Consider the following 23,263-nt stretch of genomic DNA (forward strand, 5'->3'; position numbering starts at 1 on the left):
GGCAAATTTCCCGCCAAAAACCGTGTGATTAGCGGTTTTTTAGCCATTGAACAATATACTCTGCAACCTGATCAGGCTGATTAATATCCAGCACCGGTACCTGAAGCGCTAACGCTTCATCCGTCGCTACGGCAATCACCCAGTCGTCCAGCAATTCATCAATTTCCCCCTTAACGCCGCGCCGCCACAACACCATTCTGGGGACAGGCTCCTGTTTAAACCCCTCGACCAGCACCAGATCCAGCGTTGTAGCGTCCATACGGCCTGCCAGCTCCGCTAAACTAAGCGGCTGCTGCGGCGTTTCGCACATTAACGCCCAGCGTTGTTCGCTGGCGACGATCACCTGATCGGCTCCCGCTTTGCGCAGCAGATAACTGTCTTTTCCCGGCGTATCGATGTCCATCTGATGATGGGTATGCTTGATCAGCCCGGGGCGAATGCCCTGCGCTCTCAGTAGCGGAATCACCTGTTGTAACAGGGTGGTTTTGCCGGTGCCACTCCAGCCCACCACCGCCAGTAACGGCACACTCATCACGCACTTTCCTCATTAACCAAATCGTCAGGCGTATTGATATTGCGGAAGGCGGCTTCATCATCATCAAACAGTACGCCGTGTCCGCCATGTTCACGCATAAACTGCATCAGACGGCGTTCTCCGCGCAGCAGCCACGCTTCCAGATCATCAGCCAGCGCACGATGCACCAAAGCCAGCGCCGGATGATCACGCTGACCCGATGTCACCCACACGGCGGCGGCTGCACCACGCTGCTGCCACAGCCGTGCAACAAAATCCTGCGGTAGCCACGGCGTATCGCAGGCGCAAAACGCCACCCATTCGGTCTGGCTGTGCCGCAGGCCGCTGAGCATGCCTGCCAGCGGACCGGGATAATCAGGCAGCGAATCACGAATCACCTGACAACCACTTGCCTGATAACGATCAATGTTACGGTTGGCGCTAATCAACACAATATTGACCTGCGGCTGTAAACGCTGCAGAACGTGCTGATAAAGCGGTTTGCCCTGTAATGGCAGCAAGCCCTTATCCTGACCTCCCATACGGCTGCCTTGCCCGCCTGCAAGGATCACACCGGTAAATGCGGTCATCTTCGTCTCCCTGTTTATTCTGGACGATACTTAACTCGCGGTAGCGAACCACCTGCGCAAAGGAATCAATGATGAAATATCACCGACTCAATGAACTGCTCGAACTGCTGCAGCCTGCCTGGCAGCAAGAACCCGATCTCAACCTGCTGGCATTTTTACAAAAACTGGCGCAGGAATCAGGTTTCAGTGGCCCATTAAGTGAATTAAGCGATGACGTATTGATTTACCATCTCAAAATGCGTGATGCCGGTAGTCAGGCTGTGATCCCGGGGCTGAAGAAAGATTATGAAGTGGACTTCAAAAGCGCGCTATTACGTGCGCGCGGTGTGATCAAGGATGATGAGTAGTGTTATCCTTGCGCGTTCAACGCACAGGTAACACACAGGCACAATGATGAGCGAAGCCGCTTTTAATTTTCAGACGCTGAATCCCGACGTTATCCTTGATGCGCTCTGGGATGCAGGTCTGCGGGTCGAGTCCGGCTTAACCGCCCTGAACAGCTACGAAAACCGCGTGTATCAGTTTAGCGATGAGGATAAGCGACGCTATGTCGCTAAGTTCTATCGTCCGCAACGCTGGAGCGCCGCGCAGATCGCTGAAGAGCATCGCTTTGCTCAGGATCTGCTGGACGATGAAGTGCCGGTTGCCGCACCGCTGGCGCTGCAGGGCACTACGCTCAATCAGCACGCTGGCTTTATGTTCGCGGTGTTCCCCAGCCTCGGTGGCCGGCAGTATGAAACCGACAATGAAGAGCAGATGGAGTGGGTAGGTCGTTTTCTTGGCCGTATCCATCAAACCGGACGCCACAGCCCGTTCCGCCAGCGGCCCACTTTGGGCCTGCAGGAGTATGTGGTTGAGCCACGTCTGCAGCTGGAACAGAGCGCGCTGGTGCCTGCCTCGCTGAAGGATGCGCTACTGAAGGCGTTAGATAAACTCAGCGCCACGCTGCAGCAGAGCTGGCATAGCCAGTGGCAACCGCTCCGGCTGCACGGTGACTGCCATCCCGGCAATATTCTGTGGCGCGATGGGCCGATGTTTGTCGATCTCGATGACGCGCGCACTGGCCCGGCAGTGCAGGATTTGTGGATGCTGGTGAACGGCAGCCGTCAGGAGCAATTGATCCAGTGGGATATTTTGCTGGAAGCGTATAACGAATTTGGTGATTTCGATTTACACGAATTGACACTGATTGAGTCTTTACGCGCCATGCGCATGGTTTATTATCTGGCCTGGGTGGTACGCCGCTGGCAGGATCCCGCTTTTCCGCGCGCCTTCCCCTGGATGACCGATGAGGACTTCTGGCGCCGGCAGATTGCACTATTTATCGAGCAGGAAAGGCTGTTACACGAACCGCCGTTACAGCTTAGCCCGCAATTTTAATGAAGTACTCAGGAGATGTTCTCACGATGAAAAAGATTTGGTTTGCGCTGGTAGGTTTGATGCTGGCATTTAGCGCCTCAGCGGCACAGTTCAACGACGGCAAACAGTACGTTACGCTGCCAAAACCGGTCGCCGGTGAGCCGCAGGTCATGGAGTTCTTCTCCTTCTTCTGCCCGCACTGCTACCAGTTTGAGCGCATTTACCACGTCAGCGATGCGGTGAGAAAGAATCTGCCAGCGGATACCAAAGTGACCAAATATCACGTTGATTTCCTCGGCGGCGACTTCGGTCCGGTGGTCACGCATGCGTGGGCAGTGGCAATGGCGCTGGGTGTGGAAGATAAAGTGACCGCACCGATTTTCGACGGCATCCAGAAGACCCAGACCATTACCGACGCAGCCAGCCTGAAAGAAACCTTCATTAAAGCAGCGGGTATTACCTCTGAAGATTACGATGCAGCGTGGAACAGCTTCGCCGTGAAGGCGCTGGTTGCACAGCAGCAGAAAGCGGCTTCGGATGTTAATCTGCAGGGCGTACCGGCGATTTTTGTTAACGGCAAATACATGGTTAACAACGGCGGCCTGGACACCAGCTCAATGGATAACTTCGTGGCGGATTATGCCAACGTCGTGAAATTCCTGGTTGAGAAAAAGTAATTAAGCGCTGAAAACGCGATGGCTTATGCTGTAGCGGCGCGGTTATCACCCGCCGCTACAGTGAAAACAACCCACACCACATCCTTAATTCACTAAGCTATTCATCCCTCACCGCCAGCGTTTTTTGATTACCCTTTCGCTTAATATCCACATAGACGATCGCCTTTTTAAAAAGGTGTTTCGTATCACGGCAAGATTATAAATGACTGATTATAAAAGCATATTAATCGTAAAATGATTGCAATTAACGTAAATAACAATACGTTATGAATTTTACGCACAAAGTTATCCACAAGATGATCCTTGCGATCCGCGCCGCGTAACCGCGAAAAAGATCCTCACTTTCTGCTGTTACTTCAACATTGTTCGCTGGTTGTGGCATCCTTATAACCCTGATTATCGCAACGAAGAAAATACAAACCTATGGCGCAAATTGCAGAAAATCCCCTGATTCTGGTAGATGGCTCTTCCTACCTCTACCGTGCATATCATGCCTTTCCGCCGCTGACCAACAGTGCGGGTGAGCCAACCGGCGCCATGTATGGTGTGCTCAACATGCTGAAAAGCCTGCTGATGCAGTATCAACCCAGCCATGTGGCTGTGGTCTTCGATGCCAAAGGCAAAACGTTCCGCGATGAGCTGTTTGAAAATTACAAATCGCATCGTCCACCGATGCCGGACGATTTACGCGCGCAAATCGCGCCGCTGCACGAGATGGTAAAAGCCATGGGGCTGCCGCTGCTGGCGGTGTCCGGCGTGGAAGCCGATGACGTGATCGGCACGCTGGCGCTGGAAGCGGAAAAGCAGGGGCGTGCGGTGCTGATCAGCACCGGCGATAAAGATATGGCGCAGCTGGTGACGCCGGGCATTACCCTGATTAACACCATGACCAACACCGTGCTCGGTCCGGAAGAAGTCGAGCAGAAATACGGAGTACCGCCTTCGCTGATTATCGATTTCCTCGCCATGATGGGCGACAGCTCGGATAACATCCCGGGCGTACCGGGCGTGGGCGAGAAAACCGCACAGGCGCTGCTGCAGGGGCTGGGCGGCATGCAATCCATCTACGACAACCTTGATAAAGTGGCCGGGCTCTCCTTCCGTGGAGCAAAAACCATGGCGGCGAAGCTGGAGCAGAATCGCGATGTGGCGTTTCTCTCCTACCAGCTGGCGACCATCAAAACCGATGTGGAACTGGAGCTGGCCTGCGAGCAGCTGACGGTTAACGAGCCTGACGTCGAAGCATTGCAGACGCTGTTCAGCCGCTATGAATTCAAACGCTGGCTTGCCGATCTGCAGGAAGGAAAATGGCTGCAGGGTAAAAAGAGCAATAGCCAGGCGCAGAAATCGCTGCCGGATGAACCCGCCGTGGCCGCAGCGGAAACGGTCAGCGTGCTGTCCTCCGACGGCTATGTCACCATCCTCGACGAGGCGACCTTTGCCGACTGGCTGAAAAAACTGCAAAGCGCCGACGTGTTTGCTTTTGACCTGGAAACCGATTCGCTGGATACCCTGAGCGCCAATATTGTCGGCATTGCCTTCGCCGTGGCACCGGGCGAGGCCGCTTACCTGCCGGTGGCGCATGACTATCTTGACGCGCCACCGCAGCTGGATCGCGCCGCGGTGCTGAAGCAGCTGAAACCGCTGCTGGAGGACAGTAAAGCAGCGAAGGTCGGGCAGAACCTGAAGTACGATCGTGGCGTACTGAAAAATTACGATATTGAGCTGAACGGCATCAAATTCGACACCATGCTGGAGTCTTACTGCCTGAACAGCGTCGGCGGCAAGCATGACATGGACAGCCTGGCGGCCCGCTGGCTTAACCACAAAACCGTCACTTTCGAAGAAATCGCCGGTAAAGGTAAAAATCAGCTCACCTTCAATCAGATCGCGCTTGAGCAGGCGGCGCACTATGCGGCAGAAGACGCTGACGTCACGCTGCAGCTGCACCTGCAGATGTGGCCGAAGCTGGAGCAGGAAGCCGGTCCGAAGCAGGTATTCGAGGCGATTGAGATGCCGCTGGTGACGGTCATTTCCCGCGTAGAGCGCAACGGTGTGCTGATCGATCAGAACATCCTCGCGAAACATTCGCAGGAGCTGACCACGCGTCTGGCCGAGCTGGAGCAGAAGGCGCATGAGCTGGCCGGCGAGCCTTTCAACCTCTCCTCCACCAAACAGCTGCAAACCATTCTGTTTGAGAAGCAGGGGATTAAGCCGACGAAGAAAACGCCGGGCGGCGCGCCGTCGACCAGTGAAGAAGTGCTGGCTGAGCTGGCGCTCGACTATCCGCTGCCGAAAGTGATTCTTGAGCATCGCGGCCTGTCGAAGCTGAAATCCACTTACACCGATAAGCTGCCGCAGATGATCAATCCGATCACCGGCCGGGTACACACCTCTTATCACCAGGCGGTGACGGCCACCGGACGACTCTCCTCGACCGACCCGAACCTGCAAAACATTCCGGTGCGCAACGAAGAGGGACGGCGCATTCGTCAGGCGTTTATTGCGGGCGCGGATAAGCGCATCGTGGCCGCCGACTATTCGCAGATTGAGCTGCGAATTATGGCGCACCTGTCGCAGGACAAAGGCCTGCTGGATGCGTTTGCGCAGGGTGAGGATATCCACCGCGCCACGGCGTCCGAAGTGTTTGGTGTGGCGCTGAGCAAGGTTTCCGGTGAGCAGCGCCGCAGTGCGAAAGCAATCAACTTCGGACTGATTTATGGCATGAGCGCATTTGGTTTGTCGCGACAGCTCAACATTGGTGCCGGCGAAGCGAAGAAGTACATGGATCTCTACTTTGAGCGCTATCCGGGCGTGCTGCGTTATATGGAAGCGACGCGCGCGCAAGCCGCGGATAAGGGATACGTCGAGACGCTGGATGGTCGTCGTCTGTGGCTGCCGGACATCAACTCCAGCAATGCTATTCGCCGTAAAGCCGCCGAACGAGCAGCGATCAACGCACCGATGCAGGGCACCGCGGCGGACATCATCAAACGTGCCATGATCGCCGTTGACGGCTGGCTGCTGCAGCAGAACAGTGACGAGGTGAAAATGATCATGCAGGTACACGATGAACTGGTATTTGAGATCCACAAAGATGCCGTCGCAGGTGCCAGCCAGACGATCCGCGAACTGATGGAGAACAGCATGAAGCTGGATGTACCACTGCAGGTTGAAGTGGGAACCGGTGATAGCTGGGATCAGGCGCACTAAGGGCCCGCTGCCCGCCGCAGATGCAGGCGGCGGGTAACGTCATAAGAAAAAAGTTTACTTAATCGGTTCAGCCGGTCATCAAAACTGCCGGTAAAATACAGGTTAAGTAACTGCTTATCGGCTAAGCATTTTTTTGGTAATTAAACTACATGCCCTGCGCGAAAATGTGACGAAGCTGGTAAAAAAGATGTCGAATTCTGAAACTTAACAACAAAAAACCCTTTGTTGGTCAGAAAAAATCGGGTAAAGTTCATCGCGTAGGGTACAGAGGTAAGATGTTCTATCTTTCAGACCTTTTACTTCACGTAATCGGATTTGGCTGAATATTAGCCGCCCCAGTCATTTATGACTGGGGCGTTTTTTATTGGGCTTTTTCTGAAAAAAAGCGGACGCAAAGGCCCACTCTGGCGCTATTCTGACAGCGCTTCACCGTCGCCTTCCTGCGCCGGGGTCAGCTCGCTAAACCAGGTATCGAGTTTCTGACGCAGCTTATCGACGCCCAGTTTTTTCAGCGATGAGAACATCTCGACCTGGACATCGCCCATAAATGCCAGCGATGCCTCACGCACCATGTTCAGCTGCGCTTTACGGGCACCGGAAGCCAGCTTGTCGGCTTTAGTCAGCAAAATCATAACCGGAATACCGCTCTGCACCGCCCACTCAACCATTTGCTGATCGAGATCTTTAAGCGGATGGCGGATATCCATCAGTACCACCAGTCCTTTCAGGGCCTGACGTTTCTGCAAATATTCACCCAGCGCGCGCTGCCATTTACGCTTCATCTCTTCCGGGACTTCCGCATAACCGTAACCTGGTAAATCCACCAGGCGTTTGCCTTCCACCACTTCAAACAGGTTAATCAGCTGCGTGCGGCCTGGTGTTTTACTGGTACGCGCCAGGCTTTTCTGGTTGGTCAGGGTATTCAGCGCGCTGGATTTGCCTGCATTTGAGCGTCCGGCAAAGGCAACTTCAATGCCCGTATCCGCCGGTAGATGACGAATATCCGGCGCGCTGAGCATGAAATGGGTGACGTGATAGTTCAAAGCAGACAATGTAAAACTCCAGCAGAATGATCGGGCAATGGCGCTGATTATACCTGTTATGGCGCAAAAGTGCCCGACAGGCGTCTTAACGCGCCATTTTGTAAGAGATCGCCGCTAACTGCTACCAGTGATGACGGATTCATGCAACATTCATTCGTTATAATATTGTTTATTTTCAATGTATTACGTTAAAAATGAAAAAGGCCGCTCTAAATTAGAGACAAGTCTCACTTGTTCAATTTACTGTTTGGTCTACATTTGTTGTCAGTGCACGGCAGCACCCATCAGGATGATGAGCTCAGGAGCGTCGGGGATGACCGCGAGCATGGCAGGAGAGCGATTCAGGCAGGAATCGGACAGGGACAGGGATTACTCGCAGGAGCGATGTGGCGATGGAGCAACCGGGACGTTGTGAGCCGTAAAGGATTTGACGCGTGTTTCCTTCGTATGAAGGTGCGAAATAAGGCGATAGCACAGGCTATCGCCTTTTTTCTTTGTCATCTTTCTGCTAGATTTCGCCGCAATTCTATACTGAACTCACCAGGCATCGCCGAGACCGAACACATGAAGCAACCTGCACCAGCCCAGCGTGGCAAACCTGCTGCTAAAGCGAAACGCAAATCGCGTGAAGAACTGAACCAGGAAGCCCGCGATCGCAAGCGCGATAAAAAGCACAGCGGCCACAAATCCGGCAGCCGCGCCAACCCGGAAACGCAAAGCGCCGGTAAAGGGCACAGCAAAAAGAGCGCCGATCCGCGCGTGGGCAGCAAAAAGCCAGTCGCGCTGGTGGCGGACGGCAAAACCCTGCCCGAAAAGAAAGTGGCGAAGCCAAAACCCAAAGCCGAAAAAGTGCGCCTGACGCCGCAGGAAGAGCTGGCCAGGCTGGAGAACGATGAGCGTCTCGACACGCTGCTCGATCGCCTTGAGAGCGGCGAAACCCTGAGCGCAGAAGATCAGGCGTGGCTGGATGAGACGCTGGATCGCATTGACGAGCTGATGGAAACGCTGGGCATTGCGCTGGACGACGACGCCGAAGACGAGCAGGCAGAAGAGGATATGATGCGCCTGCTTAAGGGCCACTAACCGCCATTTTTGATCGGCATGCGGCTTTGCGCATGCCGCGCTAAACAGGTATTCACCTATGTTTTGGCCTGGATCAATTTTAGCGCTGCTGCTGACATGTTATCTGCTGTGGTTATTGTTTAAACTACGCCGCCTGTCGCGGCTGAAATCGCGCTTACGGCGGCGTTCCGCCCAGCGCTTCGTCTCCTCTTCTGCCACGCGACCCGCCCTCAGACGACGTCACCGTAAGGAGTGAGCATGTCATCGCAGCAGATTGAGTGGGATCAGCGGCTCATCGAAAAATACAATTACGCCGGTCCGCGTTACACCTCCTATCCCACCGCGCTGGAATTCAGTGAAAGCTTTGGCGCGAGCGATTTTCAGCGCGCGGTTGAGCGCTATCCCGAGCGCGCGCTATCGCTGTATGTGCATATCCCGTTCTGCCATCGTCTGTGTTACTTCTGCGGCTGCAATAAAATCGTGACGCGCCAGCTGCACAAGGCCGATCGCTATCTGGAGGTTCTGGCGCAGGAGATTCGTCAGCGCGCACCGCTGTTTGCCGGCCGTCGCGTTACGCAGTTGCACTGGGGCGGCGGCACGCCTACCTTCCTTAATCAGCAGCAGGTCAGCCGGCTGGTGGCGCTGCTGCGCAGCCATTTCGACATCGCTGACGATGTGGAGATGTCGATCGAAGTCGATCCGCGTGAAATTGAGCTGGAGATGATCGATCATCTGCGCGCAGAGGGCTTCAATCGCCTGAGTATGGGCGTGCAGGATTTCAACAAGGCGGTGCAGGAGCGGGTCAACCGCGTTCAGGATGAAGAGACCATTTTCGCCCTGGTGCAGCGTGCCCGCGCGCAGGGGTTCCGCTCAGTCAGTCTGGATTTAATCTACGGCCTGCCGCTGCAGACGCCAGAGAGCTTTGCCTTTACGCTGCAGCGGGTGATTGCGCTCAATCCGGATCGCCTCAGCGTCTTCAACTATGCGCACATGCCTGCGCTGTTTGCCGCTCAGCGCAAAATCAAAGATGAGGAGCTGCCGACGGCGGCGCAGAAGCTGCAAATCCTGCAGCAAACCATCGCGACGCTGACCGGTGCGGGTTACCAGTTTATTGGCATGGACCACTTTGCCAAACCGGATGATGAACTGGCGGTGGCGCAGCGCGCCGGCGTACTGCATCGCAACTTCCAGGGTTACACCACGCAGGGCGAAACCGAACTGCTCGGGCTGGGCGTTTCGGCCATCAGCATGCTGGGCGACAGCTATGCGCAGAATCAGAAAGAGTTAAAAGCCTGGTATGCCAGCGTTGAGCAGCAGGGCCATGCGCTGTGGCGCGGTTTAACCCTGAGCGAGGATGATTGTCTGCGGCGGGATGTAATTAAAGCGCTGATCTGTAACTTTGCGCTGGATTTTGCCGACATCGAAGCCCGGTGGCCAGTGGTGTTTGAACGCTATTTTGCTGAGGATTTAGCGCTGCTGGCGCCGCTGGTGGCGGACGGCTTGCTTGAGATGGGTGAGCGCCGGCTGCAGGTCACCGGCATTGGCCGTCTGCTGATTCGCAACATCTGCATGTGCTTTGACCGCTATCTGCGGCAGAAAGCGCGCATGCAGCAATTTTCGCGGGTAATTTAAGCATAAAGGGAGCCAGCGCTCCCTTTATGTTAACTGAACAGACTGACGCTGATGGCGCAGACCACGGCGGCCAGCGCGGTTTGCGGTGAGTGAGTCACAGCATTACCGATTGCCGCCACGTTATGCGCGATCAGCTGGATGACAGATTGCAACATGTTAGCCTCTCCCGATTGCCGCCCGTATGATACTGAACGGCACCGGTCTGTACAGATGTTACGCGCAGAAAGTGTGCAATAAATAACCCTTTTACACTTTTCCGCGTTATTCCATGCCCAGTTCTTTCAGTTTACGCGTGAGCGTATTGCGGCCCCAGCCCAGTAAACGTGCCGCTTCCTGCTTGTGGCCCTGCGTATGACGCAGCGCAGTGGTCAGCAGCGTACGCTCCATCTCCGGCTGTGCTTCTGACAGCAGGTTTTGATGACCGGAACGCAGCGCGCGGTCTGCCCACTGCGCCAGCAGCGTTGCCCAGCTGTCCGGCAGCGACTGCACCGGATTTTCCGGCGTACTCGACTCAAACAGCTCCGGCGGCAGATCCTGAATCAGCACTTCCTGGCCCGCGGCCATCACCGTCAGCCAGCGGCAGGTGTTCTCCAGCTGACGCACGTTACCCGACCAGTGCAGTCGCGTCAGCGCGGCTTCGGTCTCTGGGTGCAGAATTTTCGCTTCCACGCCCAGCTCACGCGCTGCGACCTGCAGGAAGTAGCGCGCCAGACGCGGAATATCCTCGCGACGTTCACGCAGCGGCGGCAGATGCACGCGAATCACGTTGAGGCGATGGAACAGGTCCTCACGGAACTTGCCCTCCTGCACGCGCAGCTCCAGATTCTGGTGGGTAGCGGCGATGATGCGCACATCCACTTTGACCGGCGCATAGCCGCCAACACGATAGAACTGGCCATCAGCCAGCACGCGCAGCAGGCGCGTCTGTACATCCAGCGGCATATCGCCGATTTCGTCGAGAAACAGCGTGCCGCCATCGGCCTGCTCAAAGCGGCCCTGACGAATCTGGTTCGCGCCGGTAAACGCGCCTTTCTCGTGGCCAAACAGCTCCGATTCGATCAAATCCTTCGGGATCGCCGCCATATTCAGCGCGATAAACGGGGATTTGGCGCGCGGGCTGTGGCGATGCAGCGCATGCGCGACCAGCTCTTTACCGGTACCGGACTCGCCGTTGATCAGCACGCTGATCGACGAACGCGACAGACGGCCGATGATGCGGAAGACATCCTGCATCGCCGGCGCTTCGCCGATGATGTCGGTGGTCGGGCCGCTTACCGGCTGATTGCGCGGCTGTTGCTGCTCCTGATAGTGACTGATGGCGCGCTCTACCAGCGCGACCGCTTCATCAATATCAAACGGCTTTGGCAGGTAATCAAACGCGCCCTGCTGATAAGCGCTGACCGCCGCGTCGAGGTCCGAATGCGCGGTCATAATGATGACCGGCAGCATCGGATGACGCTGTTTGATCTGCTTCAGCAGCGCCAGACCATCCATGCCTGGCATACGAATATCCGACAATAATACGTCCGGGGTTTTGGTCGAGAGCGCATCCAGCACCTCGTTGCCGCTGTCAAAGGTGGCGCAGCTTAAACCGGCTCCAGTGAGCGCACGTTCAAGCACCCAGCGGATGGAGCTATCGTCATCGACGATCCAGACTATCCCTCGTTGCATAGAAACCTCACTGGCGAATAGGCAGGTAAACCGAGAATTCGGTGTGGCCTGGCCAACTGTTAAATTCAATTTTTCCCGAATGCTGATCGATCAGGCTGCGGGCGATAGAGAGACCTAAACCGGTGCCGCCTTCGCGTCCGCTGACCATCGGATAGAACAGCGTATCCTGCAGCTGGGCCGGAATGCCCGGGCCATCATCTTCAATGTCGATACGCGCCACCAGCCGGTAACGCGTGCCGTGTAACGTCAGCTGAAACGCGGTACGGGTACGGATGACAATGGTGCCGCCCGCTTCGCCCAGCGCCTGCAGCGCATTACGCACCACGTTGAGCAGCACCTGCTCAATCTGGTCCGGGTCGTGCGGCAGCTCCGGCAGGCTGGGGTCATAATCACGCACCAGCGAGACGTTTTCCGGCAGCTCCATCGACACCAGGTTAACCACACGTTCAGCTACCTGATGGATGCTCTGGGTCACGTGCAGTCCGGGCTGCTGCGGACCCAGCAGGCGGTCGACCAGGTTACGCAGCCGGTCGGCCTGCTCAATAATCACTTTGGTATATTCATTCAGCGCCGGATCGGGCAGGGCGCGCGATAACAGCTGCGCCGCGCCGCGCAATCCGCCGAGCGGGTTTTTAATTTCGTGCGCCAGGCCGCGCACCAGATCGCGCGCAGCAACCTGCTGGGCATGCTGAATTTGCTCCTGGCTGAGACGACGCTGATTATCCATCGGCGCCATTTCCAGCAGAATAAATCCGTCGGGTAGACGCTGTGCCGTGAGCGACATAATGTGCGCGCGGCCATCCACCACTAACGTGACTTCGCTATCGGTAAAGCCCTGGCCTGCCCCTAAACTCTCGCTCATTACCTCAATGTTCAGCGAAAAATAGCCGGTAAGTTCCGGTAAGGGCGTGCCGAACAATTTTCGTGAGCTTTGCGCCAGTAATTGCTGGGCCGCCGGGTTGGCGTAGTGGATAACCAGATCGTTATCGACCAGCAAAATACTGTTGATCAGGGAGTTGAGAATCTGCCCCGCGTCGGGCAGCGTGCCAGTTGCCATACAGCGTTCCTCTGCACTAAATTAGTGCATTATAGCCTTTGGGGACGCAAATCTATCCGTCGAACGATGAATTCGCGGTGAAAAAAGCCCATCCGGAGATGGGCTAAAGTTTCCACGGCAACAAAAAATCTTCAGCGCCAGGATTAGCACCGTCGCTGCGTTGGCGGCTACGGTGCATCTGCGCGAATCTTTTAAGGATTAAACGCTGTAGTACAGTTCGAACTCAACCGGGTGCGGCGTCATGCGTACGCGGTCATTGTCAGCTTTACGCAGTTCGATGTAAGCATCGATAGCGTCGTCGGTGAACACGCCGCCACGGGTCAGGAACTCGCGGTCTTCGTTCAGTGCATTCAGCGCTTCTTCCAGTGAACCGGCCACTTTTGGAATCTCAGCTTCTTCTTCCGGCGGCAGGTCGTACAGGTTTTTGTCCATCGCATCGCCAGGGTGGATCTTGTTGATCACGCCGTCGAGGCCGGCCATCAGCAGTGCGGTGAACGCCAGGTATGGGTTAGCCGCTGGATCCGGGAAGCGCGCTTCGATACGACGTGCTTTCGGGCTGGCCACCACCGGGATACGGATAGAGGCAGAACGGTTACGCGCTGAGTAAGCCAGCATGACCGGTGCTTCGTAGCCTGGGACCAGACGCTTGTATGAGTTGGTGGTCGGGTTTGCCAGGGCGTTGATGGCTTTAGCGTGCTTGATGATACCGCCGATGTAGAACAGGGCAGTTTCAGACAGGCCGCCGTATTTGTCGCCAGAGAACAGGTTTACGCCGCCTTTAGACAGTGACATGTGGCAGTGCATACCGGAACCGTTGTCGCCAAACATTGGCTTCGGCATAAAGGTCGCCGTTTTGCCGTAGGCGTGCGCGACGTTGTGCACGACATATTTGTAGATCTGAATTTCGTCAGCTTTCTTGGTCATGGTGTTGAAGCGGGTAGCCACTTCGTTCTGACCTGCGGTTGCCACTTCGTGGTGATGCGCTTCAACCACCAGACCCATCTGCTCCATGGTCAGACACATGGCAGAACGGATGTCCTGTGATGAGTCAACCGGTGGCACCGGGAAGTAGCCGCCTTTCAGACCTGGACGGTGACCTTTGTTACCGCCTTCGTACTCTTTACCGGTGTTCCAGGCTGCTTCGATGTCGTCGATAGCCACGTGTGAGCCGGAAGTTGAAGAGCCGAAACGGATGTCGTCAAACAGGAAGAACTCTGGCTCAGGTCCGAACAGTACGGTGTCGGCGATGCCGGAAGAACGCAGGAACTCTTCTGCGCGCTTGGCAATGGAGCGCGGGTCGCGATCGTAGCCCTGCAGCGTGCCTGGCTCGAGAATGTCACAGCGGATGATGAGCGTCGGATCTTCGAAGAACGGATCCATCACGGCAGTTGTTGCATCCGGCATCAGCACCATGTCTGATTCGTTAATGCCTTTCCAGCCGCCGATGGAAGAGCCATCGAACATTTTGCCTTCTTCGAAGAAGTCAGCGTTAACCTGGTGAGCAGGGATAGTAACGTGCTGTTCTTTACCTTTAGTATCGGTAAAACGCAGGTCAACAAACTTAACTTCGTGCTCGTTCATCATCGAGAGAACGTGTTCAGCGGACATACTCAACTCTCCTGGAAATGGTCATTTTGTCGTCGTGGTGAGAGAACTTCTGTTGCCGGGAATGTGTCACGACTACTGACCACCCCTGACCAAGATCTCGGCAAGCTCTTCAACCGTTGTGCAACTGTCGTTTTCGCTTAAAAGATATAAAGCGAATTCTGTGCCAACTTTATTACAATGGTGAAAATGGCGCTGTGATGCGCCCTGCGGTGAGACGACGGCTGCACCAGCGTGGATGGAATGCACCAAAATAGTGCCGTCAGTTTAGGGGTAAGCACTTAAATGGTGCAAAGCGCCATCAAAGTGCAGCTTAATGCACCGTTATTGGTGCTAAAAACGCGCACTGCGAGAATCTTTCGGCGAAAACTGTGATCATGTTCAGTCTTTCGCTTAATCCGTGTACAATACCGCGTTATTTCTATAATGCCTGAGGCAAAGCTGTGATCGAAAATTTGCGTAACATCGCCATCATCGCGCACGTTGACCATGGTAAGACCACCCTGGTTGACAAACTGCTGCAACAGTCCGGTACTTTTGATGCCCGTACCGAAGCGACTGAGCGCGTAATGGACTCCAACGATTTGGAGAAAGAGCGTGGGATTACCATCCTCGCGAAAAACACCGCCATCAAATGGAACGACTACCGTATCAACATCGTTGATACCCCGGGGCACGCCGACTTCGGTGGTGAAGTTGAGCGCGTCATGTCCATGGTGGATTCGGTGCTGCTGGTTGTAGACGCGATGGATGGCCCTATGCCGCAAACCCGCTTCGTAACCAAGAAAGCCTTTGCCCACGGTTTGAAGCCGATTGTAGTCATCAACAAAGTTGACCGTCCTGGTGCGCGTCCGGACTGGGTTGTGGACCAGGTATTTGACCTGTTCGTTAACCTCGACGCGACTGACGAACAGCTCGATTTCCCGATCATTTATGCGTCTGCGCTGAATGGTATCGCCGGTCTGGATCACACCGACATGGCTGACGACATGACCCCGCTGTATCAGGCCATCGTCGACCACGTTTCTCCACCGCAGGTTGAAGTTGAAGCCCCACTGCAGATGCAGATCTCGCAGCTGGACTACAACAACTACCTCGGCGTAATCGGTATCGGCCGCATCAAGCGCGGTAAAGTGAAGCCAAACCAGCAGGTTACTGTGATCGACAGCGAAGGGAAAACCCGTAACGCGAAAGTCGGTAAAGTGCTGGGCCATCTGGGTCTGGAGCGTATTGAATCCGATCTGGCTGAAGCGGGCGACATCATCGCTATCACCGGTCTGGGCGAGCTGAACATCTCCGACACCATCTGCGACACGCAGAATGTGGAAGCGCTGCCAGCGCTGAGCGTGGATGAGCCAACCGTAACCATGTTCTTCAACGTCAACACCTCACCGTTCTGTGGTAAAGAAGGTAAGTTTGTGACGTCGCGTCAGATCCTTGAGCGTCTGAACAAAGAGCTGGTGCACAACGTAGCGCTGCGCGTAGAAGAAACCGAAGATGCCGATGCATTCCGCGTATCCGGTCGTGGTGAGCTGCACCTGTCAGTTCTGATCGAGAACATGCGTCGTGAAGGCTACGAGCTGGCGGTATCCCGTCCGAAAGTTATCTTCCGTGAATTCGAAGGCCGCAAGCAGGAGCCATTCGAAAACGTTACCCTCGACATCGAAGAAACCCACCAGGGTTCGGTGATGCAGGCGATGGGTGAGCGTAAAGGCGACCTGAAAAACATGGATCCGGATGGTAAAGGCCGCGTACGTCTCGACTACGTGATCCCAAGCCGTGGTCTGATCGGCTTCCGTAACGAATTCATGACCATGACTTCCGGTACCGGTCTGCTGTACTCCACCTTCAGCCACTACGACGACGTGCGTCCGGGCGAAGTGGGCCAGCGTCAGAACGGCGTGCTGATCTCCAACGGTCAGGGTAAAGCGGTTGCCTTCGCCCTGTTCGGCCTGCAGGATCGCGGTAAGCTGTTCCTCGGTCACGGTGCGGAAGTGTATGAAGGCCAGATCATTGGTATTCACAGCCGTTCTAACGACCTGACCGTAAACTGCCTGACCGGTAAGAAACTGACCAACATGCGTGCGTCAGGTACTGACGAAGCTACCACCCTGGTACCACCGCAGAAAATGACGCTGGAGCAGGCTATCGAGTTCATCGATGACGACGAACTGGTAGAAGTGACGCCTCAGTCAGTACGTATTCGTAAACGCCACCTGACCGAGAACGATCGCAAACGCGCGTCTCGCGGCAGCAAAGAGTAAGCGAAATCGTCTGATAATGAGCCCCGCACCCGCGGGGCTTTTTTTTGCCTGTCGGTTGTGACGGCGCGGCCTGGGCGAAATCAGACCCCGCTTGCGGAATGCGGATTTCCCCTAAGCGTACCTGTTCAGGCTTGCCTTTTACCGCTAGAGTGAATGATCCAGGGAACGTAGAGGAGAGGTGTCATGCTGTACATCTTTGATTTAGGCAATGTGATTGTTGATATCGATTTCAATCGGGTACTCGGCGTCTGGAGCGATCTGGGACGCGTGCCGCTTGCCACGCTGCAGAGCCGTTTTCGCATGGACGAGACCTTCGAGCAGCACGAGCGGGGCGAAATCAGCGACCCGGAGTTTGCCGCGCGGCTGTGTGACCAGCTCGATATTGCCCTGAGCTATCCGCAGTTCACCGCTGGCTGGCAGGCGGTGTTTGTCGGCGTGCGTCCGGAAACGCTGGCGATCATGAACCAGCTGCGCGCCAGCGGCGAGCGCGTGGTGATTCTGTCTAACACCAACCAGCTGCATTTCGAGTTCTGGCCAACGCAGTATCCGGAAGTGCAGCAGGCTGCCGACCACATCTATATGTCGCAGGATATCGGCATGCGCAAACCAGAAGCGCGCATCTGGCACTACGTACTGGAGCATGAAGGCTTCACCGCCGATCAGGCGGTATTCTTTGATGACAACCAGGCCAATGTTGATGCAGCGCGCGCGCTGGGCATTGAGAGCGTGCTGGTCGAAGATGCGAAAACCGTGCCTGACTGGTTTGCGAGCCGTCGCTGAGTGACCATGCGAACTCATCTGCGCCACTCGGCGCATGCGTTTTTCCTGTGGATCAAACTGCTGTGGCGCCGCATCGATGAAGACAACATGACCACGCAGGCCGGTAACCTGGCCTACGTGTCACTGCTGGCGCTGGTGCCGCTGATTGCCGTGGTATTCGCGCTGTTTGCCGCCTTCCCGGTGTTCTCCGACATCAGCGTGCAGCTGAAGAACTTCATCTTCACTAACTTCATGCCGGCCGCCGGGGATGTGATTCAGCGCTATCTCGATCAGTTTGTCGCCAACGTCAACAAAATGACGGCAGTGGGAGCGGTCGGGCTGATTGTCACTGCGCTGCTGCTGATGCACTCGGTCGACAGCGCACTCAACGCCATCTGGCGCAGCGACAAGCCGCGCCCGATGGTTTACTCCTTTGCGGTCTACTGGATGATCCTGACGCTGGGACCGCTGCTGGCCGGTGCCAGTCTGGCTATCAGCTCCTATCTGCTGTCGCTGCGCTGGGTGAACGTGACCGGCGTCACCAGCCTGATCGATCAGGCGCTGCGCATCTTCCCGCTGGTTTTGTCGATTCTCGCCTTCTGGCTGCTATACAGCATTGTGCCGACGCGGCGCGTGCCGGGACGCGATGCGTTGATAGGTGCGGTGGTCGCGGGTCTGCTGTTCGAGCTGGGCAAAAAAGGCTTTGCGCTCTATGTTACGATGTTTCCTTCGTATCAGTTAATTTACGGCGTGCTGGCGGTGATCCCCATCCTGTTTCTGTGGGTTTACTGGACCTGGTGTATTGTGTTGTTAGGCGCGGAAGTGACCGTCACGCTGGATGACTATCGCCAGTTAAAACAGCAGGAACGCGATAAAGAACGAGAGGAAACATGATTGCTTTGATTCAGCGTGTGACGCGTGCCAGCGTCAGCGTGGATAACGCCACGGTAGGCGAAATTGGCGCCGGTCTGCTGGTGCTGCTGGGGGTAGAAAAGGGCGATGACGAGCAGAAATCACAGCGCCTGGCGGAGAAAGTGCTGGGCTACCGCATCTTTGGCGATGAGAACGACAAAATGAACCTCAGCGTACAGCAGACAGGCGGTAGCGTGCTGGTGGTCTCGCAATTCACCCTGGCGGCCGACACGCAAAAAGGCATGCGTCCCTCTTTCTCTGGCGGCGCGCATCCGGCGGAAGCGGAGCGCCTCTATCACGACTTCAGCGATCGCTGCCGGGCGCTGGGCGTCACCACCGCCAACGGGCGCTTCGCCGCCAATATGCAGGTTTCGCTGATTAACGATGGTCCGGTGACCTTCTGGTTACAGGTGTGAGATTTTTAGCCGAGCGGCAAGGGATCAGCCACGCAAGCTCCGAACGAGAGAATCACTTTATGTATCATCTTCGCGTACCGCAAACGGCGGAAGAGCTGGATATGTATTACCAGTTCCGCTGGGAAATGTTACGGAAGCCGCTGCGCCAGCCGCAGGGCTCAGAACGTGATGCCTGGGATGCGCTGGCGCATCACCAGATGGTGGTGGATGAGCACGGCAAACCGGTAGCGGTAGGCCGGCTGTATATCAATGCGGAAAATGAAGCGGCGATCCGCTTTCTGGCGGTGCATCCGTCGGTGCAGGGCAAAGGGCTGGGTACGCTGGTGGCGATGACGCTGGAGTCGGTGGCGCGCCAGGAAGGGGCCAAACGCGTCACCTGTAGCGCGCGCGAGGATGCGGTGGAGTTCTTTGCCAAGCTCGGCTTTGTTAATCAGGGCGAAATTACCGCACCGCAAACCACGCCGGTGCGTCACTTCCTGATGATTAAACCGGTGGTGACGCTGGATGATATTCTGCATCGCGCCGACTGGTGTGGACAGCTGCAGCAGGCGTGGTACGAACACATCCCGCTGAGCGAAAAGATGGGCGTGCGCATTCTGCAGTATACCGGGCAGAAGTTTGTTACCACCATGCCGGAAGCCGGCAACCAGAACCCGCACCACACGCTGTTTGCCGGCAGCCTGTTTTCACTCGCCACGCTTACCGGCTGGGGATTGATCTGGCTGCTGCTGCGCGAACGCCATCTCGGCGGCACCATCATTCTGGCCGATGCACATATTCGCTATAGCAAACCCATCAGCGGACGGCCCGGCGCCATCGCCGATCTCGGCTCGCTGAGCGGCGATCTCGACCGGCTGGCGCGCGGACGAAAAGCTCGCGTACAGATGGAGGTGGAGCTTTTTGGGGATGATGAGCTGGGCGCGGTGTTTGAAGGTGTCTACATCGTGTTACCCGCCGATCCCGACGGACCGCTGGAAGAGGGCGGTTCAGGCGCGCGTATTAATTAACCACGCAGCGCGCAAAAAACCACAGGGTCACTCTGCATGGCGTAATGTTTGCCAGCTAAGATTCAAATGCATGCAACAACAGTTGCATTTTTGGTAGCGGCGCAATTTATTGCGCGATAAATCGCGCCGCTACAAATATTGTGCGATTTGTGATGGCCTGACGCGCCCGCATCGCGCTTTTCAGCGCGATCGGTCATGCAATCATCACTGCACCTGCCCGCCACGCATCGTCTGCTGCAGCGACTGCGTATCCGTGGTCACCGACAAACTGCCTTCTGCGCTGGTACGCAACGGTGCGCCCGCGCTGAGCGAGCCCTTCAGCTGCAGCTGCAAATTACTGCTGCCGCTCAGCGGCAGTGCAGGCCAGCCCCAGTTTTGCAGCACGTTTGCCGGCACCGCCTGGCCTTTCAGGTTCAGCGTAAACGGACGCTGTGCTTCCTGTCCTGCGGTTGCCGTGCCTTCCAGTAATCCGCTACCGTTAAAGGCGCTCATCTCGCTGACCTCAATCTGCCGATCGCTGGCGTTCAGGCTAATCGACGGATGGCGCAAATCGGTGCGGTTAAAGGTGGCTTCCGCCGCGTTAAAGCTGGCTTTGCCCGCCCAGATGCCCCATTGATGCTGGCGCGCCAGCAGCAGATTCTCTGCATTACCATCAAGCGCGGTCATCTGGAACGGGAAGGCCGGATTGATATCAATCACCAGGTTACGGTTAGCGGTCGCACGCTTCACCAGCACGCTATCCAGCCAGCCCGGCAGCGTCTGCTGCCAGCGATCGCGCCAGTTTTGCGGCAGCGTGTATTCCAGGCCAGCAATGGCTAAATCGTCAAGCGTCAGGCGCTTATCGCTGCGCGTCCAGCTGCCGCTGGCGCGAATCACGCCGTTGACCCAGCGGGAGCTGAACTGCGTCAGTTGAATGCCCTGCGGTGAGAATTCGGCGTTGACGATCGGATCGTTGAGTTCAAAGCTGCCGTTAATAAAGTTGCCGGCGTTCATGGCCAGCGAACCGTCGTCGCTCTGCCAGTCATCGCCGCGCAGCGTAATGTTCTTCAGGGTCAGATCGAGATCGGTCACCGCCCAGTCCGGGCCCTGCAGGCGCGCATCGGTCATATCCAGCCGGTTAATGCTCACCGAAGGCACGTCACGCAGCGGACTGAGGAACTCGCTCAGGCTCTGCTGGGTTTGCAGACGAATATCGTTAAGACGCAGCTGGTTGATTTGCCAGTTACCCTGCGCGTCGCGCTCGGCACGTCCGGTCATTGAGCCGCGCGCCAGATCGGCGCCGATATTGCTCAGCACCAGCCGGCGTTTGGCGATATTGCCCTGCAGCAGCACGTTGTTACCGGCGACGCCGTCCAGCGTCATGGCACCTGCGCTCATCTGGAACTGCGCATCGCTGCCCAGCATATCGTCAGGCGTGGGCTTCCACGGCACAATGCCGCCGTTTACCCGCTGCGCCGCCAGCGGCAGGACGCTGTGCGGGCTTTCGATCTGCACATTATTGAGCTGCAGCCGGTTGGCCTGAATCGGTAGCGTAGTTTGTGGTGACTGGTTAGCGAGGTTGATGTCGCCGTCGCGCACTTCAATGCTGTCGAAATGCAGCGGATCGCTGAACTGCACCAGTGCCAGTCCGAGATCGACGCGCTTCGCCACCAGCACCGCCGGCTGGCCGTCGTGGCCGAAGCTGAAGTCATCCAGAATGATGTGGGAAGGCGAGGAGAAGTTGTGCTCAATCTTACTCAGCGACAAATGCCAGGCGGTTTTATCGCTTACCCAACGGCTAAACCAGCCTGCGCCCCACTGGGTTTGCAGCAGCACATAGAGAACCACCAGCGCCAGCAGAATCAGCAGTAACAAGGTAAGGAAAAACTTGCCTAAAAATTTCATCGCATCCATCCATCCCGATATTTATCCGGTGAGTGGTTGTTATGCCTGAATTACCGTTACAGCTCAACAGCCTGGATGAAAAAGCGGATAAATAACAGGCAGGCCGTAGCCTGCCAGCTGCATTACTTTTCCTGCGGAAAGACGAGGTTAAGCACGATAGCGGTGATACCCCCGGCGGCGATGCCGGATGACAGCAGGGTTTTCAGCCAGTCCGGGGCAAATTGCAGAATCAGCGGCTGTTGCGATACGCCAAGGCCCACCGCCAGCGACAGTGCGATGATCATAATGGCGCGGCGATTGAGCGGCTCGCGCGAAACAATGCGCACGCCGGAAGCGGCAATGGTACCAAACATCACGATGGTGGCACCGCCCAGTACCGGTTCCGGAATATGCTGCACAAAGCCGCTCACCGCCGGGAACAGGCCGAGTACGATCAGCATCAGCGCCACCACAAAGCCCACGTAGCGGCTGGCTACGCCGGTCAGCTGAATCACCCCGTTGTTCTGACCAAAGCAGGAGTTAGGGAAGGTGTTGAACAGCGCCGACACAAACGAGTTGAGACCATTGGCCAGCACGCCGCCTTTCAGACGCTTCATATACAGCGGACCGCTGACCGGCTGTTCGGAGACATCGGAGGTGGCGGTAATATCGCCGATGGTTTCCAGCGAGGTCACCATAAACACCAGCATCAACGGGATCAGCAGATTCCAGTCAAAACCCAGGCCGTAATAGAGCGGCGATGGCACGGCCAGCAGCGCCTGGTTGGTTGGTGCAGAGGTAGCGGGCAGCATATCCAGCGCCCAGGCCAGCGCATAACCCACCGCCATGGCGATCACCAGCGACGCGACGCGCAGATAAGGGTTGCGCTGGCGGTTGAGCAGGATGATAACCACCAGCACGGCACCGGCCAGCAGCAGATTTTTCGGCGCCCCAAAGCTGTGATCGTTCATGGCGGCGAAGCCACCCCCAATCGAGGTCAGGCCGACCTGAATCAGCGACAGACCGATAATCATCACCACAATGCCGGACACCAGCGGCGTGATGATGCGGCGCGCGAGGTGCAGCACGCGTGACAGCAGCATCTCGGTACAGGAAGCCACCATCAGGGTACCAAACAGCGCCGCCATCATGGTTGGCACATCGGCACCGCCGTTTTTCAGCGCCATACCGCCCATGATCAGCGGCGTGACAAAGTTAAAGCTGGTGCCCTGAATCGACAGCAGGCCAGAACCCACCGGTCCCCAGGTTTTAATTTGCAGAATGGACGCCACGCCCGAAGCAAACAGCGACATGCTGATGATGTGCTGCGTGTCCTGCGCCGGTAAGCCGAGCGCCTGGCAGATCAGCAGTGCCGGGGTAATCACCGCCACAAACATCGCCAGCAGATGCTGGCAGGCAGCAAACAGCGTTTGCGGCAGCGGCGGACGATCTTCAAGACGGTAAATCAGTTCACTTTTGCTCTCGCCTGGCGCAGTGGCAGGCTGGCGGGATTCAGCAGTATTGACGGACATGGTGGCTTCTCAATAACAACAAAGGGGCGATTTTAAACGGTTGCGTTGTGAAAGCAATCGTTTGCAGTACCCCTTTTGGTTGTGATT

At 56.4% G+C, this 23,263-nt stretch carries 20 protein-coding genes; 11 read left to right on the forward strand and 9 right to left on the reverse strand.

Annotated elements, in window-relative coordinates; genetic code table 11:
* Positions 1 to 28: 28 nt before the first annotated feature.
* A complete protein-coding gene (gene mobB / locus OXR61_RS16020) occupies positions 29 to 532 on the reverse strand; it encodes a molybdopterin-guanine dinucleotide biosynthesis protein MobB (protein ID WP_021507128.1) in 504 nt (167 codons plus the stop codon).
* The gene (mobA, locus tag OXR61_RS16025; RefSeq protein WP_021507127.1) at positions 532 to 1,104 is read right to left on the reverse strand and encodes a molybdenum cofactor guanylyltransferase MobA; all 573 of its coding nucleotides are present in this window, start codon (positions 1,102 to 1,104) and stop codon (positions 532 to 534) included. Before mobA ends, mobB begins: the two co-directional genes overlap by 1 nt.
* Positions 1,105 to 1,175: 71 nt before the next feature.
* On the opposite strand from mobA, the gene OXR61_RS16030 reads away from it, so the two are divergent.
* The 4 genes from OXR61_RS16030 (at position 1,176) to polA (ending at position 6,353) form a co-directional block, all read left to right on the forward strand.
* Positions 1,176 to 1,451, forward strand: coding sequence for a YihD family protein (locus OXR61_RS16030; protein ID WP_021313943.1), 276 nt, complete (start codon positions 1,176 to 1,178; stop codon positions 1,449 to 1,451).
* A gap of 46 nt (positions 1,452 to 1,497) precedes the next feature.
* The gene (locus tag OXR61_RS16035) at positions 1,498 to 2,484 is read left to right on the forward strand and encodes a serine/threonine protein kinase (protein ID WP_021507126.1); all 987 of its coding nucleotides are present in this window, start codon (positions 1,498 to 1,500) and stop codon (positions 2,482 to 2,484) included.
* A 26-nt stretch (positions 2,485 to 2,510) separates the two neighbouring features.
* Entirely contained in the window at positions 2,511 to 3,140 is a 630-nt protein-coding gene (gene dsbA, locus OXR61_RS16040) for a thiol:disulfide interchange protein DsbA (RefSeq protein ID WP_021507125.1), read from the forward strand.
* A 423-nt stretch (positions 3,141 to 3,563) separates the two neighbouring features.
* Positions 3,564 to 6,353 carry a DNA polymerase I gene (polA, locus tag OXR61_RS16045; RefSeq protein WP_021507124.1) on the forward strand — a complete coding sequence of 930 codons (2,790 nt, stop codon included), beginning with the start codon at positions 3,564 to 3,566 and terminating at the stop codon, positions 6,351 to 6,353.
* A 410-nt stretch (positions 6,354 to 6,763) separates the two neighbouring features.
* On the opposite strand, the gene yihA is transcribed toward polA, so the two are convergent.
* A complete protein-coding gene (yihA, locus tag OXR61_RS16050; protein ID WP_031279643.1) occupies positions 6,764 to 7,405 on the reverse strand; it encodes a ribosome biogenesis GTP-binding protein YihA/YsxC in 642 nt (213 codons plus the stop codon).
* 555 nt (positions 7,406 to 7,960) lie between these two features.
* Between yihA and yihI the strand changes: the two genes are divergently transcribed.
* A complete protein-coding gene (gene yihI, locus OXR61_RS16055) occupies positions 7,961 to 8,479 on the forward strand; it encodes a Der GTPase-activating protein YihI (protein WP_021507122.1) in 519 nt (172 codons plus the stop codon).
* A 237-nt stretch (positions 8,480 to 8,716) separates the two neighbouring features.
* Positions 8,717 to 10,090 carry an oxygen-independent coproporphyrinogen III oxidase gene (hemN, locus tag OXR61_RS16060; protein ID WP_021507121.1) on the forward strand — a complete coding sequence of 458 codons (1,374 nt, stop codon included), beginning with the start codon at positions 8,717 to 8,719 and terminating at the stop codon, positions 10,088 to 10,090.
* A gap of 29 nt (positions 10,091 to 10,119) precedes the next feature.
* Here hemN and OXR61_RS16065 read toward each other — a convergent pair whose 3' ends face one another.
* The 4 genes from OXR61_RS16065 to glnA form a co-directional block, all read right to left on the reverse strand.
* Entirely contained in the window at positions 10,120 to 10,245 is a 126-nt protein-coding gene (locus OXR61_RS16065; RefSeq protein WP_021507120.1) for a YshB family small membrane protein, read from the reverse strand.
* 106 nt (positions 10,246 to 10,351) lie between these two features.
* Positions 10,352 to 11,761: a nitrogen regulation protein NR(I) gene (gene glnG / locus OXR61_RS16070; protein ID WP_031279642.1), complete on the reverse strand. Its 1,410-nt coding sequence runs from the start codon at positions 11,759 to 11,761 to the stop codon at positions 10,352 to 10,354.
* Between the two features lie 7 nt (positions 11,762 to 11,768).
* Positions 11,769 to 12,818 (reverse strand): nitrogen regulation protein NR(II), encoded by a 1,050-nt coding sequence (glnL, locus tag OXR61_RS16075; RefSeq protein ID WP_021507118.1) that lies wholly within the window; start codon positions 12,816 to 12,818, stop codon positions 11,769 to 11,771.
* 198 nt (positions 12,819 to 13,016) lie between these two features.
* Positions 13,017 to 14,426, reverse strand: a complete 1,410-nt coding sequence (glnA, locus tag OXR61_RS16080) for a glutamate--ammonia ligase (protein ID WP_031279641.1) — start codon at positions 14,424 to 14,426, stop codon at positions 13,017 to 13,019.
* 440 nt (positions 14,427 to 14,866) lie between these two features.
* Here glnA and typA point away from each other — a divergent pair, with 440 nt between their 5' ends.
* From typA to fabY, 5 genes are all read left to right on the forward strand, one after another.
* Positions 14,867 to 16,687 carry a ribosome-dependent GTPase TypA gene (typA, locus tag OXR61_RS16085; RefSeq protein WP_021507116.1) on the forward strand — a complete coding sequence of 607 codons (1,821 nt, stop codon included), beginning with the start codon at positions 14,867 to 14,869 and terminating at the stop codon, positions 16,685 to 16,687.
* A 183-nt stretch (positions 16,688 to 16,870) separates the two neighbouring features.
* Positions 16,871 to 17,467 (forward strand): glucose-1-phosphatase, encoded by a 597-nt coding sequence (gene yihX, locus OXR61_RS16090; protein ID WP_021507115.1) that lies wholly within the window; start codon positions 16,871 to 16,873, stop codon positions 17,465 to 17,467.
* A 6-nt stretch (positions 17,468 to 17,473) separates the two neighbouring features.
* A complete protein-coding gene (locus tag OXR61_RS16095) occupies positions 17,474 to 18,340 on the forward strand; it encodes a virulence factor BrkB family protein (protein WP_021507114.1) in 867 nt (288 codons plus the stop codon).
* The gene (dtd, locus tag OXR61_RS16100; protein ID WP_021507113.1) at positions 18,337 to 18,774 is read left to right on the forward strand and encodes a D-aminoacyl-tRNA deacylase; all 438 of its coding nucleotides are present in this window, start codon (positions 18,337 to 18,339) and stop codon (positions 18,772 to 18,774) included. The genes OXR61_RS16095 and dtd overlap by 4 nt, the downstream gene beginning before the upstream one ends.
* A 59-nt stretch (positions 18,775 to 18,833) precedes the next feature.
* Positions 18,834 to 19,781 (forward strand): fatty acid biosynthesis protein FabY, encoded by a 948-nt coding sequence (gene fabY, locus OXR61_RS16105; protein WP_021507112.1) that lies wholly within the window; start codon positions 18,834 to 18,836, stop codon positions 19,779 to 19,781.
* A 204-nt stretch (positions 19,782 to 19,985) separates the two neighbouring features.
* On the opposite strand, the gene OXR61_RS16110 is transcribed toward fabY, so the two are convergent.
* Positions 19,986 to 21,665, reverse strand: a complete 1,680-nt coding sequence (locus OXR61_RS16110; RefSeq protein ID WP_031279639.1) for an AsmA family protein — start codon at positions 21,663 to 21,665, stop codon at positions 19,986 to 19,988.
* A 122-nt stretch (positions 21,666 to 21,787) separates the two neighbouring features.
* Entirely contained in the window at positions 21,788 to 23,176 is a 1,389-nt protein-coding gene (locus tag OXR61_RS16115; protein WP_021507110.1) for a uracil-xanthine permease family protein, read from the reverse strand.
* Positions 23,177 to 23,263 lie beyond the last annotated feature (87 nt).

It is taken from the genome of Pantoea sp. GM_Pan_4, from assembly GCF_026541005.1.
Classification (GTDB): Bacteria; Pseudomonadota; Gammaproteobacteria; order Enterobacterales; family Enterobacteriaceae; genus Pantoea; species Pantoea dispersa.